The 14,868-nt window shown below is 55.1% G+C and carries 13 protein-coding genes; 7 read left to right on the top strand and 6 right to left on the bottom strand.

What is annotated here, in order from left to right:
* The first annotated feature begins 102 nt into the window (after positions 1 to 102).
* A complete protein-coding gene (gene cysS, locus ACREYP_RS05920) occupies positions 103 to 1,488 on the top strand; it encodes a cysteine--tRNA ligase (protein WP_008460204.1) in 1,386 nt (461 codons plus the stop codon).
* Positions 1,489 to 1,569: 81 nt separating this feature from the next.
* On the opposite strand, the gene ahpF is transcribed toward cysS, so the two are convergent.
* Positions 1,570 to 3,138, bottom strand: coding sequence for an alkyl hydroperoxide reductase subunit F (gene ahpF, locus ACREYP_RS05925; RefSeq protein ID WP_008460203.1), 1,569 nt, complete (start codon positions 3,136 to 3,138; stop codon positions 1,570 to 1,572).
* 77 nt (positions 3,139 to 3,215) lie between these two features.
* Positions 3,216 to 3,779 (bottom strand): alkyl hydroperoxide reductase subunit C, encoded by a 564-nt coding sequence (gene ahpC, locus ACREYP_RS05930; RefSeq protein WP_008460202.1) that lies wholly within the window; start codon positions 3,777 to 3,779, stop codon positions 3,216 to 3,218.
* A gap of 433 nt (positions 3,780 to 4,212) precedes the next feature.
* On the opposite strand from ahpC, the gene opgB reads away from it, so the two are divergent.
* The gene (opgB, locus tag ACREYP_RS05935) at positions 4,213 to 6,501 is read left to right on the top strand and encodes a phosphatidylglycerol--membrane-oligosaccharide glycerophosphotransferase (RefSeq protein WP_336819199.1); all 2,289 of its coding nucleotides are present in this window, start codon (positions 4,213 to 4,215) and stop codon (positions 6,499 to 6,501) included.
* A gap of 32 nt (positions 6,502 to 6,533) precedes the next feature.
* Here opgB and arsC read toward each other — a convergent pair whose 3' ends face one another.
* Complete coding sequence (gene arsC, locus ACREYP_RS05940) at positions 6,534 to 6,890, bottom strand: arsenate reductase (glutaredoxin) (RefSeq protein ID WP_085542492.1); 357 nt, start codon at positions 6,888 to 6,890, stop codon at positions 6,534 to 6,536.
* Positions 6,891 to 6,901: 11 nt separating this feature from the next.
* Positions 6,902 to 8,365: a beta-barrel assembly-enhancing protease gene (gene bepA, locus ACREYP_RS05945; protein ID WP_008460199.1), complete on the bottom strand. Its 1,464-nt coding sequence runs from the start codon at positions 8,363 to 8,365 to the stop codon at positions 6,902 to 6,904.
* Positions 8,366 to 8,567: 202 nt separating this feature from the next.
* Here bepA and ACREYP_RS05950 point away from each other — a divergent pair, with 202 nt between their 5' ends.
* Positions 8,568 to 9,644, top strand: a complete 1,077-nt coding sequence (locus ACREYP_RS05950; protein WP_498881187.1) for an AI-2E family transporter — start codon at positions 8,568 to 8,570, stop codon at positions 9,642 to 9,644.
* 56 nt (positions 9,645 to 9,700) lie between these two features.
* Here the strand turns inward: ACREYP_RS05950 and bcp are convergent, their stop codons facing one another.
* Positions 9,701 to 10,171: a thioredoxin-dependent thiol peroxidase gene (bcp, locus tag ACREYP_RS05955; RefSeq protein ID WP_008460197.1), complete on the bottom strand. Its 471-nt coding sequence runs from the start codon at positions 10,169 to 10,171 to the stop codon at positions 9,701 to 9,703.
* A gap of 15 nt (positions 10,172 to 10,186) precedes the next feature.
* Positions 10,187 to 10,741 carry a glycine cleavage system transcriptional repressor gene (locus ACREYP_RS05960; RefSeq protein WP_008460196.1) on the bottom strand — a complete coding sequence of 185 codons (555 nt, stop codon included), beginning with the start codon at positions 10,739 to 10,741 and terminating at the stop codon, positions 10,187 to 10,189.
* 146 nt (positions 10,742 to 10,887) lie between these two features.
* Between ACREYP_RS05960 and dapA the strand changes: the two genes are divergently transcribed.
* The 4 genes from dapA (at position 10,888) to ypfJ (ending at position 14,832) form a co-directional block, all read left to right on the top strand.
* The gene (gene dapA / locus ACREYP_RS05965) at positions 10,888 to 11,766 is read left to right on the top strand and encodes a 4-hydroxy-tetrahydrodipicolinate synthase (protein ID WP_008460195.1); all 879 of its coding nucleotides are present in this window, start codon (positions 10,888 to 10,890) and stop codon (positions 11,764 to 11,766) included.
* Positions 11,767 to 11,782: 16 nt separating this feature from the next.
* Positions 11,783 to 12,817: an outer membrane protein assembly factor BamC gene (gene bamC / locus ACREYP_RS05970; protein WP_008460194.1), complete on the top strand. Its 1,035-nt coding sequence runs from the start codon at positions 11,783 to 11,785 to the stop codon at positions 12,815 to 12,817.
* Between the two features lie 97 nt (positions 12,818 to 12,914).
* On the top strand, positions 12,915 to 13,628 hold the full coding sequence (gene purC / locus ACREYP_RS05975; RefSeq protein ID WP_008460193.1) for a phosphoribosylaminoimidazolesuccinocarboxamide synthase: 714 nt from the start codon (positions 12,915 to 12,917) through the stop codon (positions 13,626 to 13,628).
* Positions 13,629 to 13,953: 325 nt separating this feature from the next.
* Positions 13,954 to 14,832, top strand: a complete 879-nt coding sequence (ypfJ, locus tag ACREYP_RS05980) for a neutral zinc metallopeptidase (protein WP_498881188.1) — start codon at positions 13,954 to 13,956, stop codon at positions 14,830 to 14,832.
* The last annotated feature ends 36 nt before the right edge of the window (positions 14,833 to 14,868 follow it).

Raw genomic sequence — 14,868 nt, forward strand, 5'->3', positions numbered from 1 at the left:
CGCTACATCATAGTCAGTAATGCAAAGCAGACTGCCGTCGGGGAAAATAATCGGGTAAGATAACCGGGAGTATTCTTCCACACGCTTACATGGAATCCCCTGATGTTAAAAATATTTAATACACTGACTCGCCAAAAAGAGGAATTCAAACCTATTCATGCCGGAAAGGTAGGCATGTACGTGTGTGGTATCACCGTTTACGATCTCTGTCATATCGGCCATGGCCGTACTTTTGTTGCGTTTGACGTGGTGGCGCGCTACCTGCGTTCCCTCGGCTATGAGCTGAACTACGTGCGTAACATCACCGACATCGACGATAAAATCATTAAGCGCGCCCATGAAAATGGCGAAGACTTTGTGGCGCTGGTCGACCGCATGGTCGTCGAAATGCACAAAGATTTCGACGCGCTGAACATTTCACGCCCGAACAGCGAGCCGCGTGCGACCAAACACATTCCGGAAATCATCGAAATTGTTGAACAGCTGCTGGCCCGCGATCACGCCTATGTTGCGGAAAACGGCGATGTGATGTTCTCGGTGCTGACCGACCCGAATTATGGCCTGCTGTCTCGCCAGGATCTGGATCAGCTTCAGGCGGGTGCACGCGTGGACGTGGTTGACGTTAAGCGTAACCCAATGGACTTCGTGCTGTGGAAAATGTCCAAGCCAGGCGAGCCTGCGTGGACTTCTCCGTGGGGCGAAGGCCGCCCGGGCTGGCATATCGAATGTTCCGCCATGAACTGCAAAGAGCTGGGCAACCACTTTGATATTCACGGCGGCGGCTCCGATCTGATGTTCCCGCACCACGAGAACGAAATCGCGCAGTCTACCTGTGCCCACGACGGCGAGTACGTCAACACCTGGATGCACTCCGGGATGGTGATGGTTGACCGCGAGAAGATGTCCAAATCCCTGGGTAACTTCTTTACCGTGCGTGACGTGCTGAAGTATTACGACGCGGAAACCGTGCGTTACTTCCTGATGTCCGGCCACTACCGCAGCCAGCTCAACTACAGTGAAGAGAACCTGAAACAGGCTCGCTCGGCGCTGGAGCGTCTGTACACCTCGCTGCGTGGGACCGACAGTAGCGTGGCGCCAGCCGGGGGCGAAGCCTTCGAAGCCCGCTTCCGCGAAGCGATGGACGATGACTTCAACACCCCGGAAGCCTACTCCGTGCTGTTCGATATGGCCCGCGAAGTGAACCGTCTTAAAGCGGAAGATCTTGCGGCGGCAAACGGACTGGCGGCGGCGCTGCGTAAGCTCTCCGCAATTCTGGGCCTGCTGGAGCAGGATCCGGAGCAGTTCCTGCAGGGCGGCGCGCAGGCGGACGACGGCGAAGTGGCGGAAATCGAAGCGCTGATCAAGCAGCGTAACGATGCGCGTCAGTCGAAAGACTGGGCGCTGGCGGACCAGGCGCGTGACCGTCTGAACGAGATGGGCATTGTGCTGGAAGATGGCGCGGGCGGCACAACCTGGCGTCGTAAGTAACATTTAGAACGTGAAAAAGCGGCTCAATGAGCCGCTTTTTTTATGGCTGGCCGCTGTGGCGCGGCCATATTGGCAGGTACTTTATTCCGGGGCTGAGGTGCGAATCAGGTAATCAAACGCGCTCAGGGAGGCTTTCGCGCCTTCGCCGGTGGCGATGATGATCTGTTTGTAAGGCACGGTGGTGCAGTCGCCTGCAGCGAATACGCCTTTGACGGTGGTTTCGCATTTCGCGTCGATGATAATTTCACCCATGCGGTTGCGTTCCACGCTGCCTTCCAGCCAGGTGGTATTCGGCAGCAGGCCGATTTGCACGAAGATGCCGGCCAGGGCAACGTCATGCACGCTTTCGGTCACGCGGTCTTTATACTGCAGGCCGGTCACTTTGCTGCCGTCGCCTTTCACTTCCAGCGTCTGGGCGTTCAGCACGATGTCGACGTTTTTCAGGCTGCGTACTTTGTTCTGCAGAACCTGATCGGCCTTCATTTCCGGGGCAAATTCCAGCAGGGTGACGTGCTCAACGATACCCGCCAGGTCAATGGCCGCTTCCACGCCGGAGTTCCCGCCGCCGATGACCGCCACGCGCTTGCCTTTGAACAACGGGCCGTCGCAGTGCGGGCAGTAAGTCACGCCTTTGGTGCGGTACTGATCTTCACCCGGCACGTTCATGTTGCGCCATTTTGCGCCGGTCGCCACGATAATGCTGCGTGCTTTCAGCGTGGCGCCTGATGCCGTTTGGATCTGGTGCAGGCCGCCTTCGGTTTTCGCCGGGATAAGCTTGCTGGCGCTTTGGGTGTCGATCACGTCCACGTCATAGTCGTCCACGTGGGCTTTCAGCGCGCCCGCCAGCTTCTGGCCTTCGGTTTTCGGCACGGAAATGTAGTTTTCGATATCCACGGTATCCAGCACCTGGCCGCCGAAGCGTTCGCCCATCAGGCCAGTACGGATGCCTTTACGCGCCGCATAGACCGCCGCCGCCGCGCCCGCAGGCCCGCTGCCGACGATCAGCACGTCATAAGCCTCACGCTGGTTCAGCGCTTCCGCCGCGCGTTTTTCTGCGCCGGTATCAATTTTGCCCACGATTTCAGCCAGCGTCATGCGGCCCTGACCAAATTCTTTGCCGTTCAGGAACACGGCAGGCACGCCCATCACATTGCGTGCCTGAATTTCATTCTGGTAAACGCCGCCGTCGATAGCAGTATGGGTGATGCGCGGATTCAGCACGCTCATCAGGTTCAGCGCCTGCACAACGTCCGGGCAGTTGTGGCAGGAGAGGGAGTAATAGGTTTCAAAGTGGAAGTCGCCGTCGATCTCACGGATTTGCGCCAGCAGATCCTGAGATTCTTTGGACGGGTGACCGCCGACCTGGAGCAAAGCCAGCACCAGGGAAGTGAATTCGTGACCCAGCGGAGAGCCGGCAAAGCGCGGGCCCTGGCTTGAGCCTGGGTTAGTGATTAAAAACGACGGTTTGCGCACCGGCAGGTCGTTATTAATGCTGAAAGAAACTTTGTCGGATAACTCAGCGATGTCTGCCAGCAGTTCTTTTACTTCAGATGATTTCGCGCCGTCGTCCAGCGTGGCAATCAACTCAACAGGTTTCGTTAGTCTCTCAAGATAGGCTTTGAGCTGGGTTTTCATTGTTGTGTCGAGCATGGTCAGTCTCCCTGGTGGCGAGAAAAAAACGGCTGCCGGAGCAGCCGTAAAATAAAAGAGGGTAACGCGGGTAAAACTTAGATTTTGCCGACCAGGTCCAGAGATGGAGCCAGAGTCGCTTCACCTTCTTTCCATTTAGCCGGGCAAACTTCGCCTGGGTGAGAAGCGACGTACTGAGCCGCTTTCACTTTACGAAGCAGGTCAGACGCGTCACGGCCAATGCCTTCGGCGGTCACTTCGATAGCCTGGATGATGCCCTGTGGGTCAACCACGAAGGTAGCGCGGTCTGCCAGACCTTCGTCTTCACGCATGTTTTCGAAGTTACGGGTCAGCGCGCCGGTTGGGTCGCCGATCATCGCGTATTTGATTTTAGCGATGGTTTCAGAGCTGCCGTGCCACGCTTTGTGGGTGAAATGGGTGTCGGTAGAAACGGAATACACGTCTACGCCCAGTTTCTGCAGTTCTTCGTAGTGGTCAGCCACGTCGCCCAGTTCGGTCGGGCAAACGAAAGTGAAGTCAGCCGGGTAGAAGAAGAAAACGCTCCAGCGGCCTTCGGTATCTTTTTCCGTAACTTCAACGAATTCGCCGTTTTTAAAAGCCTGGTTTTTGAATGGTTTGATTTTGGTATTAATTAAAGACATCTAAACTTCCTCCGTTTTGCGATGGGAGAAAGGTACCGAATTTTGAACTGCGTCACTAATGGGTAGGCTTTATTGAATCAAGAGGTATTTCCTAACAGCTATGCAGCGGGCATAAAAAAGGCCACCCGTTGCGGGGGTGGCCGGTGTTGCGCGTTACAATTCCACTTTAAAAAATTATAACAGCGGCGAAATTACAGCACTTTAGCCTTAAAAAGGTCAATTCCCCGGTTCATTGTAGTAGCGATGGTTGTAATCGTTGAAAACTATTAAAGGTCATCAGTCCTAAAATTCGCGGGATATTCTGAAAAGTCGAGGTGGTGAGCAAAGTAATGTCAGGGGAATTGCAGCTATATGACGGTAAGGTTAAATTACCGGCTGTTATTTTTCTGCATGAATAATCGCGCCAGGCCGCGCGAGGGTTGAGGTATTGGCATTGTCCGAATTGCTTTCTTTGGTGCTGTTTTTGGCAGCTATTGCCGTATATGCGGTAAAGGCGGGTCGAAATATCTGGTGGCTGTCGATCATCCTGCTGATGCTCGGCCTGTTTATCGTGCTCAACGTGACGTTGCTGGCCAGTAATTATTTTACCGGCGAAGGCATTAACGACGCGGTGCTCTATACGCTCACCAGCAGCATGACAGGTGCGGGCGTCGGCAAATACATTTTGCCTGGGCTGGGCCTCGCCGTCGGGTTGATTGCGATTTTTGGTGGTCTGACCTGGATTTTACGCCGGAAGAATCATCCTCATCATTTGGGCTACAGTGCCCTGGCGCTGTTTCTGGCCCTGTTTTCAATCAAAACAACGCCTGCCTACCAGCAGGTGGTGTCGCTGATTAAATCCCAGACCCGCACCGGCACGTCTGACTTTGCCGACTGGTATAAAGTCCCGGAAGGCACCATTAAACAGCCGAAGCTCAACCTGGTTTATATCTACGGCGAAAGTCTGGAACGCACCTATTTTGATGAGCAGACGTTTCCTGGCTTAGCGCCCGAGCTGAACGCTCTGAAAAGCCAGGCGATCGATTTCAGTCATACCGGGCAGATGGCGGGGATGGACTACACCATTGCGGGCATTGTGGCCTCGCAGTGCGGGATCCCGCTGTTTGCACCTTTCGAGGGGAACTCCTCGGCGTCAATGTCGAGCTTCTTCCCGAAGAACATCTGCCTCGGGGATATTCTTAAGGCATCCGGCTATCAAAACTACTTTATCCAGGGCGCGGACCTGCGCTTTGCGGGCAAAGACATCTTCCTGCAGTCCCACGGCTTCGAGCATATGTACGGCGCGCAGGAGCTTAAGGGAATGGTGGCCGACCCAAATTACCGGAATAACTGGGGCTTTTACGACGATACGGTGCTGGACGAAGCTTATGACAAGTTTATCGAGCTTTCTAAAGCCGGGAAGCGTTTCTCGCTGTTTACCCTGACGGTCGATACCCATCATCCCGATGGCTTTATCTCGAAAACCTGTAACCGCCGCAGCTACAGCTACGAGGGCAAAGAAAACCGATCTTTCAGCGCCGTTTCCTGCAGCCAGGAACATATCGCGGCGCTGATAGACAAAATCAAAGCCTCGCCGTATTTCCGTAACACGGTGATCGTGGTCTCTTCCGACCATCTGGCGATGAACAACACGGCGTATAAATACCTGACGAAGCAGGACAGGCAGAACCTGTTCTTTGTCATTCGCGGCGATAAACCGCAGGCGGAAATAAAAGCCGTGAAGCGTAACACAATGGATAACGGCGCGACGGTGCTGGATATCCTCGGCGGGGGGAACTACATCGGCCTGGGGCGCAGCAGCCTGTCGGGCGAGTCTCTGTCGATGGTCTTTACCAACCTGAAAGAGAAGGTTACCGAGTGGAAGCCGGACGTGATCGATCTGTGGAACTTCCCGAAAACCATCAGCCGCTACAGCATCGATCAGAAGAAGAATACGTTCAGTTATTCTGGCGCGCACTTCAAGCTGCCGTTATTGCTGAAAATCGGCAAAGGCAAAATTGAACCGCTGCCGGAAAGCGAGTACTCCGCGCCGCTGCGCTATCAGCTGGCGGATTTTAAAAGCGATGACCGGTTTATCTGGGCTGACCGGTGCTACAAAATGGCGCGCCTGTGGGAGCCGCAGCTCGCGCTTTCTACTGGCTTGTGCGTAGCCCAGGGGCAGCTTGGTGGAGAGCCAACGGTGCGGCTGGTGGACAAACCGCTGGATGAATACAACGTGCAGTTTGACGAGCAAACGCTGAGTAACAATCGTTTCAAAAATAATGTGGCTCTGCTGAAGGCGGATGAGAACAACATTCGCTACCGGGCGGACAGCTTTATCTTTAACGTTGCTGGGGCGCCGCAAAGCGTGAAGCAGTACAGCGGCATTTCACGCCCGGAAGCCTGGGGCCGATGGTCGAACGCCAATATGGCGCCCGTGGTGACCATTGAGTATCAGGATCCGCTGCCGACCACGTTTGATCTGGTGCTGGTGGCCAAAGCCTTTGGGCCAAACGTCGGCGAGCCGGTTTCGGTGAAGGTCGGTGATGAAGAGCAAACCATTACTTTTGGCGACCAGCTTTCTACCGTCACGCTACGTTTTGATAACCCGGCAGGCAGCAAAGTGCTGACTATTGAGCCGCCGAAGCCGCAGCTGTCCAACGAAGGCAATATTCTGGGGCATGAACCGCGTAAGATTGGCGTGGGGCTGGCTGAGCTGAAAATTGTGCCGGTGAGCGGCTAACCCGTTCCCGGAGAGGGAACGGGCGGGGCAGGTCAGAGGATCTCGAGCACCTGTTCCGGCGGGCGGCCAATGCGGGCTTTGCCGTTGGCCAGTACGATTGGGCGCTCGATAAGTTTCGGGTGCTCAATCATCGCCTGAATGAGCGCTTCTTCGCTGAGGCTGGCGTCGTCCAGCTTCAGTTCTTTGTACAAGTCTTCTTTGCGGCGCATCAGCTCCCGGGCGCTGGTAAAGCCCAGTTTCTTCAGCAGTGATTTGACGGTAGCTGCGTCAGGCGGCGTTTCCAGGTAGAGCACCACTTCTGGCTCGACGCCCTTTTCCTTCAACAGGTTCAGCGTTTCACGGCTCTTGGAGCAGCGCGGGTTGTGATAAATTTCGACCTTCGTGGACATACGAACTCCTGTTACATCTTCATATAAGGTTTAAAGCGCTGCTGAAGCTGGCGCAGCTGATCGATCCGGGCGTCGTACCTGGCCTGCTGCAGACTGCCGAGTTTCACCTGCGAGCTGGCGCTACTGAGCATTGAAATGGCCTGATCCAGGCGGCCATTGAGCGCCATGACTTCGGCGCGAGCCGCTAACTCCTGATCGCGGTTGCCCAGTTTCCCCTGAGCCTGAGCCAATAAATCCCAGCCGTTGGTGTCGTCAGGGTGAGCGAATGTGTAGCGATTAAGCTGCGTTGCTGCCTCGGCGGTCTGCCCGCCTTCCAGGTAAGCATTGGCGAGGTTCAGCTGCAGCACCGGGTTATTCTTCAGGTCCGGGGCGTTTTTCAGCCGGTTGATCGCGTCGTTGGCTTTGTGCTGGCCGAGATCGATATCGGTGGCCAGATCGAGATACCACGGGTTGCCCGGCTGGGCGCTAATCAGTGGCTGAAGCGTTTTTCTTGCCTCGTCGTATTTATCCGCCTGCAAAGCCTGCAGCGCGCGACCATATTGCGCCGCGTTTTGCTCACGCACGTTGCCTTTTGACCAGGCATCCAGCAGATCCGGGGTTAGCTGATTGCGGCCCGAGTTATACATCCCCAGGGTGCGAACCTTTGCCATGTAGAAACTTTCCGAGGACTGAACCACCACCGGGCGCATTTGGTTGGCGCGGTTGCGGGCATCCGCCAGGCGGCTTTCCGGCAATGGGTGGGTCAGCAGAATTTCTGGTGGACGAGAGGAGTAGCGGGCCTGATCGAGCAGTTTTTCGAGGAAGCCAGGCATCGCCTGAGGATCAAACCCCGAACGCTGGAGTACCTGAATACCGATGCGGTCAGCTTCCTGCTCATTCTGCTGCGTAAAGCTGATCATGCCTTGTTGCGTCCCGGCCAGCGTCCCGGACAGGGCGGCCATCCCGGCCTGGGGGCTGGCCATTGCCAGCAGAATTGAGCCTAAGGCTCCCACCCAGGTCAGGGGCGCATTTTTCTTTTGATCTTCCATCGCACGCGCGAGGTGGCGCTGGGTGACGTGGGAGATTTCGTGAGCCATAACAGAAGCCAGCTGGCTTTCCGTATCGGCATAACGGAACAGCGCCGAGTGCAGTACCACATTGCCGCCGAAGAAGGCGAAGGCGTTGATTTCGTCGTTGTTGATCAGGAAGAAGTGGAACGGGGTTTTCACCGAATTGGCGTGGCTAACCAGCCTCATGCCCAGTGAGTTGATGTACTGCGTCAGCAGCGGATCGTTAATCAGCGGGGCGCTACCGCGCAGCTGGCGGACGTAAAAATCGCCCATCTGCATTTCCTGCGCGATAGACAGCGTGCTGCCCGCGGATGTTCCCATATCTGGGAGTTGGTCAGTCACATCCGCGCGCGCTGGCAGTAGGGTTCCTACCAGCAGCGAGGCCGTAAGTGTTGCAATCAGGGTCTTTTTCAACTGCCTAACCATAACTACTGTCCCGTTTAGTCGTTGTCAGATTTTGACACGATGAGTACAAGTTTGTTCGCTTAAAGAAGTGTACTGTAGGGCGTTGAAGCTGCGAAGATTTTATTTGGTGGATTCTCCTTTGTAATCCGCCGTAAAAAGCAAAGTCTTTGCGGTGACATTTCGATACAATTCGGCATCAAAAAAAACTTCACGGAAGGGATGTATGCTCGACATGTTGTTGCAGTGGTATCGCCGTCGCTTCAGCGACCCGGAGGCGATTGCCCTGTTGGTTATTCTGGTGGCGGGTTTTTGCATCCTGTTCTTCCTGCACGGTCTGCTGGCACCGCTGCTGGTTGCCATCGTTCTGGCCTATTTGCTTGAGTGGCCTACGGTGCGCCTCGAGCGTGTTGGCTGTTCCCGAACGTGGGCCACCACCATTGTGCTGGTGCTGTTTGTCGGCATTTTGCTGCTGATGGTGCTGTTTGTGGCGCCCGTCGCCTGGCAGCAGGGCATCAACCTGATTCGTGATATGCCGGGGATGCTCAACAAACTATCCGATTTTGCCGCCACATTGCCGAAGCGTTATCCGGCGCTGGTGGATGCGGGCATTATTGACGCCATGGCCGAAAACGTTCGCAGTCGGCTTTCCGGCATGGGCGACCAGGTGGTGAAATTCTCGCTGGCGTCGCTGGTTGGGCTGCTGACATTGGCTATTTACCTGATTCTGGTGCCGCTGATGGTGTTCTTCCTGGTGAAGGACAAAGAGCAGATGCTGAATGCCGTGCGCCGTGTTCTGCCACGCAACCGCGGTCTGGCCGGGCAAGTCTGGCTGGAGATGAACCAGCAAATCACCAACTATATTCGCGGCAAAGTGCTGGAGATGATTGTCGTGGGCGTGGCGACCTATATCGGCTTTATTATTTTCGGGCTGAATTACTCGCTGCTGCTGGCGGTGCTGGTTGGCTTCTCGGTGCTAATTCCTTACATCGGCGCGTTTGTGGTCACTATTCCGGTGATTTGCGTGGCGCTGTTCCAGTTTGGCCTGGGCACTGAGTTTTGGACGCTCTTTGGCGTGTATCTGATTATTCAGGCGCTGGACGGCAACCTGCTGGTGCCGGTGCTGTTCTCGGAGGCGGTGAATCTTCATCCGCTGGTAATTATTCTGTCAGTGGTGATTTTTGGCGGGCTGTGGGGATTCTGGGGCGTGTTCTTTGCAATCCCGCTGGCAACGCTGATTAAAGCCGTGGTTCACGCCTGGCCGGATGCCTCAGCGGTGGATGACGCGACGAGTCGGGAATAACAGGAAGAAAAAAGCCGACTAAGATGTCGGCTTTTTTATCTGTTCTTTATCTGTACTTAGGCGTTTTCGGTCAGCCAGTTCACAACGATATCGTGGTGGTTGCTGGTTTTAAAATCGTCAAACACCTTTTCCACTTTACCGTCGCCGTCCAGCAGGAAGCTGATGCGGTGAATGCCGTCGTAGGTTTTACCCATAAAAGATTTCTCGCCCCACACGCCAAACTGATTGCAAACCTCGTGGTCTTCATCAGAAAGCAGGGTGAAGTTAAGCAGCTCTTTCTCGGCAAAACGGGAAAGTTTTTCCGGCTTGTCGGTGCTGATACCCAGCACTTCCACGCCACGCTTTTTCAACTCATCCATGTTGTCGCGCAAACCACATGCCTGCACGGTGCAGCCTGGTGTCATCGCTTTTGGATAGAAATAAACCAGAACTCTCTGTCCCTGGAAGTCGGTTAAATTTACTTGTTCGCCGTCCTGATCGGGCAAGCTAAATTTCGGTGCAATATCACCGGCTTTCAGTGGGCTCATCACTACTCTCCGTCTTTAATCATCTTGCTGTGGGTTAACCACGTTAATAGTGCCTTCTGCTTTCAGTTCTGTACATAGGGCTTTAAACGCTTGCTCGATAATTGTCGCATCCTGTGAACCTGGGCTGTGGGCCGTGATCTGAATATACAGACGTGGCCCCACGCCGTTTTCAGCGGGCTGAGTGCGGGAAACAAGCTCGGCAATGTTCATTTGATGGGTATCAAACAGATGGGTAAATCGCTCAATCAGGTGCGGCGAGTCTGCCACTTCAACCTGCACCCAAACCGTGGCCGGCGTGGCCGGTCTTTCCTGTGCGGTTGTGCGTTTCATCACAATTAACAGATCGAGTTCGGCGCCCTTTAGCGGCAGAGTGGATTCGATCAGGGTTATCGCGTTCCAGGTGCCGGAAAGCAGCATGATAAAGGTGAACTCTTCACCCAGCATCGCCAGCCGGCTGTCTTCGATATTACAGCCGCAGCTGCTTACGTGACGTGTGATGGTATTGACGATACCCGGACGGTCCGCCCCCAGGGCTGTGATAACCAAATAATGGTGTGATGAGGGTGTCAAACGTGTTCTTCCTGTCAATCGGTGAGATTCACATTAGGAAAGCATAAAAAAAGTATGCTGCCAACCGCTTAGCGCCTTCTGGCGGCTTGCTTTTGCTATGGCACCAAACGTAACATTGGAGAACATGTTTGCACAGAGGGTGGCTAATGTTTACGGGAAGTGTTGTCGCGATAATTACGCCGATGGATGAGAAAGGTAATGTCTGCCGGTCCAGCCTGAAAAAACTGATTGATTACCATGTCGCCAGCGGAACATCGGCGATTGTCTCGGTAGGGACTACCGGCGAATCGGCTACCTTAAGCCACGACGAACACGTCGACGTAGTGAAGCTTACCGTGGAACTGGCGGACGGGCGTATCCCGATCATTGCCGGTACCGGGGCTAACGCCACTTCCGAAGCGATTTCCCTGACGCATCACCTGCAGGACAGCGGCATTGTGGGCTGCCTGACGGTCACCCCGTATTACAACCGTCCTACTCAGGAAGGCCTGTTCCAGCACTTTAAAGCGATTGCTGAAAGCACCCATCTGCCGCAGATGCTGTATAACGTGCCGTCGCGTACCGGCTGTGACATGCTGCCGGAAACCGTTGGCCGCCTGGCGAAAATCAAAAATATTATCGGTATCAAAGAAGCCACCGGGAACTTAAGCCGCGTAAACCAGATCAAAGAGCTGGTTGAAGATGACTTCATCCTGGTGAGCGGCGATGACGCCAGCTCGCTGGACTTCATTCAGCTTGGCGGCCACGGCGTGATTTCCGTGACGGCAAACGTAGCCGCGCGTGAAATGGCAGAAATGTGTAAACTTGCCACCTCAGGGCAATTTGCACAGGCTCGCGAAATTAACCAGCGTCTGATGCCGCTGCACCATAAATTGTTTGTAGAACCTAACCCTATCCCGGTGAAATGGGCCGCGAGGGAGTTGGGTCTTGTGGCAACCGACACCTTACGCCTGCCGATGACGCCGCTGACCGACGCCAGTCGCCCGGTGATTATCAGCGCGCTTAAGCATGCCGGTCTGCTGTAAAGCTTAGGGAGATTTGATGGCTTACTCAGTACAGAAGTCGACGGTGGCAAAAGTTGCTGTTGTTTCGCTCGCCATGCTGTTAGCGGCGTGCAGTTCCGATCAGCGTTACAAGCGTCAGGTTAGCGGCGATGAGTCCTACCTGGATGCGACCCCACTTGCGGAAATCCACTCTCCGGCCGGGATGATCCTGCCGATTCAGAATGGCGACTACAACATTCCGGTCACCAACGGCAGCGGTGCTGTAGGCAAGCAGCTGGATATTCGCCCGCCGGCGCAGGCGCTGGCATTGGTGAACGGGGCTCGTACTCAGTTCACCGGTGATACCGCCACGCTGCAGGTTGAAGCTAACAAGGCAAGCGGCCTTTGGCCTCAGGTGGTCAGTATCCTGCAAGCCGGGAACTACGCTATTGCCCAGCGCAACGATGCCAGCCAGACCCTGACAACCGACTGGGTTCAGTGGAACCGCGCTGACGAGGACGTCCAGTATCGTGGCCGCTACCAGATTAGCGTGCAGCCCCAGGGTTACCAGCAGTCAGTCGTTGTTAAGCTGCTGAACCTGGAGCAGGGCGGCAAGCCGGTGGCGGATGCTTCATCTCTGCAGCGCTATAGCGCGCAAATGCTGAACATCATCAGTGCCGGTCTCGATAAGTCTGAAACGACCCGCCAGAATGCGCTGGACAACCGCAGCTCAGCGCAGCTTGACGTGCAGAGTGCCGCGGATGATACCGGGCTGCCAATGCTGGTCGTTCGTGCGCCGTTCAATGTCGTGTGGAACCGCCTGCCGGCCGCGCTTGAAAAAGTGGGCATGAAGGTCACCGATACAACCCGCTCTCAGGGCAATATCGCGGTAACCTACAAAGCGCTGTCTGACAGCAGCTGGAGTGATCTGGGGGCGAAAGATCCTGGGCTCACCAACGGCGACTATAAGCTGCAGGTTGGCGACCTCGATAACCGCAGCAGCCTGCAGTTCATCGATCCGAAAGGGCACCCGCTGACGCAGTCTCAGAACGATGCACTGGTCGCTGTCTTCCAGGCAGCATTCAGCAAGTAATACTCAAGGGCCGGTTAATTCCGGCCCTTGTTATTTAAGCCTTATGTATTAACCCCCCTCGATTGCGCAAGCGATCGCTATACCTGGAGTAAGAAAGATGCAAAAGCAAGCTGAGTTGTATCGCGGCAAAGCGAAGACCGTTTACAGTACCGAAAATCCGGATCTGTTGGTGCTCGAATTCCGTAACGATACGTCAGCAGGTGACGGGGCGCGCATCGAGCAGTTCGACCGTAAAGGCATGGTAAACAACAAGTTTAACCATTTCATTATGGCCAAACTGGAAGAAGCGGGTATCCCGACCCAGATGGAAGCGCTGCTTTCTGACAACGAAGTGCTGGTGAAGAAACTCGACATGGTGCCGGTAGAGTGCGTGATTCGTAACCGCGCCGCGGGTTCACTGGTGAAGCGCCTTGGTATTGAAGAAGGTATTGAGCTGAACCCACCGCTGTTCGATCTGTTCCTGAAAAACGACGCCATGCATGACCCTATGGTCAATGAATCTTACTGCGAAACCTTTGGCTGGGTGAGCAAAGAGAATCTGGCCCGCATGCGTGAACTGAGCTACAAAGCTAACGACGTACTGAGCAAACTGTTTGATGACGCTGGCCTGATCCTCGTTGACTTCAAGCTGGAGTTTGGGCTGTTCAAAGGCGAAGTGGTGCTGGGTGACGAATTCTCCCCGGACGGCAGCCGCCTGTGGGACAAGCAAACGCTTGATAAAATGGACAAAGACCGTTTCCGCCAGAGTCTGGGTGGCCTGATTGAAGCGTACGAGGAAGTTGCTCACCGTCTCGGCGTTAAATTAGACTAACTACGCAATCGTTTACGTTGCGCAATGGGGTGCGTTTTTGCGCACCCTGTTTTTTCGCTGTCTGTTCTTATGGTAATCCTGCCGGTAACCACCTACGATCTATACTCTAAATAATTCAAGTTGTAGCACAAAACGCGTGGTCGTTTTGAACAGCGCTTGCGCTGGCCCCAAAGGGGTGAGGCCATAGTGCTGAATCACGCGGCAAGGCCGTGAGTCCTCAGGCGCATAGCTAACTATGTGACTGAGGTTAACGGGTGCGGCCAACGCAGCTGCGGCTTGAAGTATGACGAGTATTCCATTACAGGTTGTGAATGAGGACGAGCGTATGCGTTGGCAAGGACGTCGCGAAAGCGACAATGTAGAAGACAGGCGCAATGACGCCTCTGGCCCTGGAATGAGCATGGGCGGCGGCGGTTTTCGCATCCCACGCGGAAAAGGCGGGCCGGTGCTGCTGGTCGTGGTTATTGTGGCAAGCTATTACGGCGTCGATCTTACTTCCTTCCTGTCCGGCGAGCCGCAGGTTTCTCAGCAGTCTTCCCAGCAGCGCTCCATCAGCCCGAAAGACGACGAAGCCGCCAAATTTACCTCGGTCATTTTGGCGACAACCGAAGATACATGGGGTGAAATTTTCCAGAAGATGGGGCGTACCTACCAGCAGCCTAAGCTGGTGATGTACCGCGGGGCAACGCGCACCGGCTGCGGTACCGGCCAGTCCGTGATGGGGCCGTTCTATTGCCCGGCGGACAGCACCGTTTATATCGACCTCTCCTTCTACGATGATATGCGCAACAAACTTGGGGCGGGCGGCGACTTTGCCCAGGGCTACGTCATTGCTCACGAAGTGGGGCATCACGTGCAGAAGCTGTTGGGTATTGAACCGAAAGTGCGCCAGCTACAGCAGAATGCTTCTCAGGCCGAATCTAATCGCCTGTCGGTAAAAATGGAACTTCAGGCCGACTGCTTCGCCGGCGTCTGGGGGAACAGCATGCAGAAACAGCAGGTGCTTGATTCAGGTGACCTGAAAGAAGCGCTCAATGCTGCTGAAGCCATTGGGGACGACCGCCTGCAGCAGCAAAGCCAGGGCCGAGTGGTGCCGGACAGTTTTACCCACGGCACTTCCGAGCAGCGCTATACCTGGTTCAAACGGGGTTTTGACAGCGGCGATCCGGCCCAGTGCAACACCTTCGGCAATACGCTCCGTTAATCGATGACCGCAGCAACTTTCATCGCGCCGATGCAG

This window comes from Enterobacter sp. TMH.L2 (assembly GCF_050847315.1).
Classification (GTDB): Bacteria; Pseudomonadota; Gammaproteobacteria; order Enterobacterales; family Enterobacteriaceae; genus Cedecea.

Excerpts from the sequence above, each read along its gene's own strand:
- cysS (WP_008460204.1), top strand. The coding sequence starts at position 103 with ATGTTAAAAATATTTAATACACTGACTCGCCAAAAAGAGGAATTCAAA.
- ahpF (WP_008460203.1), bottom strand. The coding sequence starts at position 3,138 with ATGCTCGACACAACAATGAAAACCCAGCTCAAAGCCTATCTTGAGAGA.
- ahpC (WP_008460202.1), bottom strand. The coding sequence starts at position 3,779 with ATGTCTTTAATTAATACCAAAATCAAACCATTCAAAAACCAGGCTTTT.
- arsC (WP_085542492.1), bottom strand. The coding sequence starts at position 6,890 with ATGTCCACGAAGGTCGAAATTTATCACAACCCGCGCTGCTCCAAGAGC.
- bepA (WP_008460199.1), bottom strand. The coding sequence starts at position 8,365 with ATGGTTAGGCAGTTGAAAAAGACCCTGATTGCAACACTTACGGCCTCG.
- ACREYP_RS05950 (WP_498881187.1), top strand. The coding sequence starts at position 8,568 with ATGCTCGACATGTTGTTGCAGTGGTATCGCCGTCGCTTCAGCGACCCG.
- bcp (WP_008460197.1), bottom strand. The coding sequence starts at position 10,171 with ATGAGCCCACTGAAAGCCGGTGATATTGCACCGAAATTTAGCTTGCCC.
- dapA (WP_008460195.1), top strand. The coding sequence starts at position 10,888 with ATGTTTACGGGAAGTGTTGTCGCGATAATTACGCCGATGGATGAGAAA.
- bamC (WP_008460194.1), top strand. The coding sequence starts at position 11,783 with ATGGCTTACTCAGTACAGAAGTCGACGGTGGCAAAAGTTGCTGTTGTT.
- purC (WP_008460193.1), top strand. The coding sequence starts at position 12,915 with ATGCAAAAGCAAGCTGAGTTGTATCGCGGCAAAGCGAAGACCGTTTAC.
- ypfJ (WP_498881188.1), top strand. The coding sequence starts at position 13,954 with ATGCGTTGGCAAGGACGTCGCGAAAGCGACAATGTAGAAGACAGGCGC.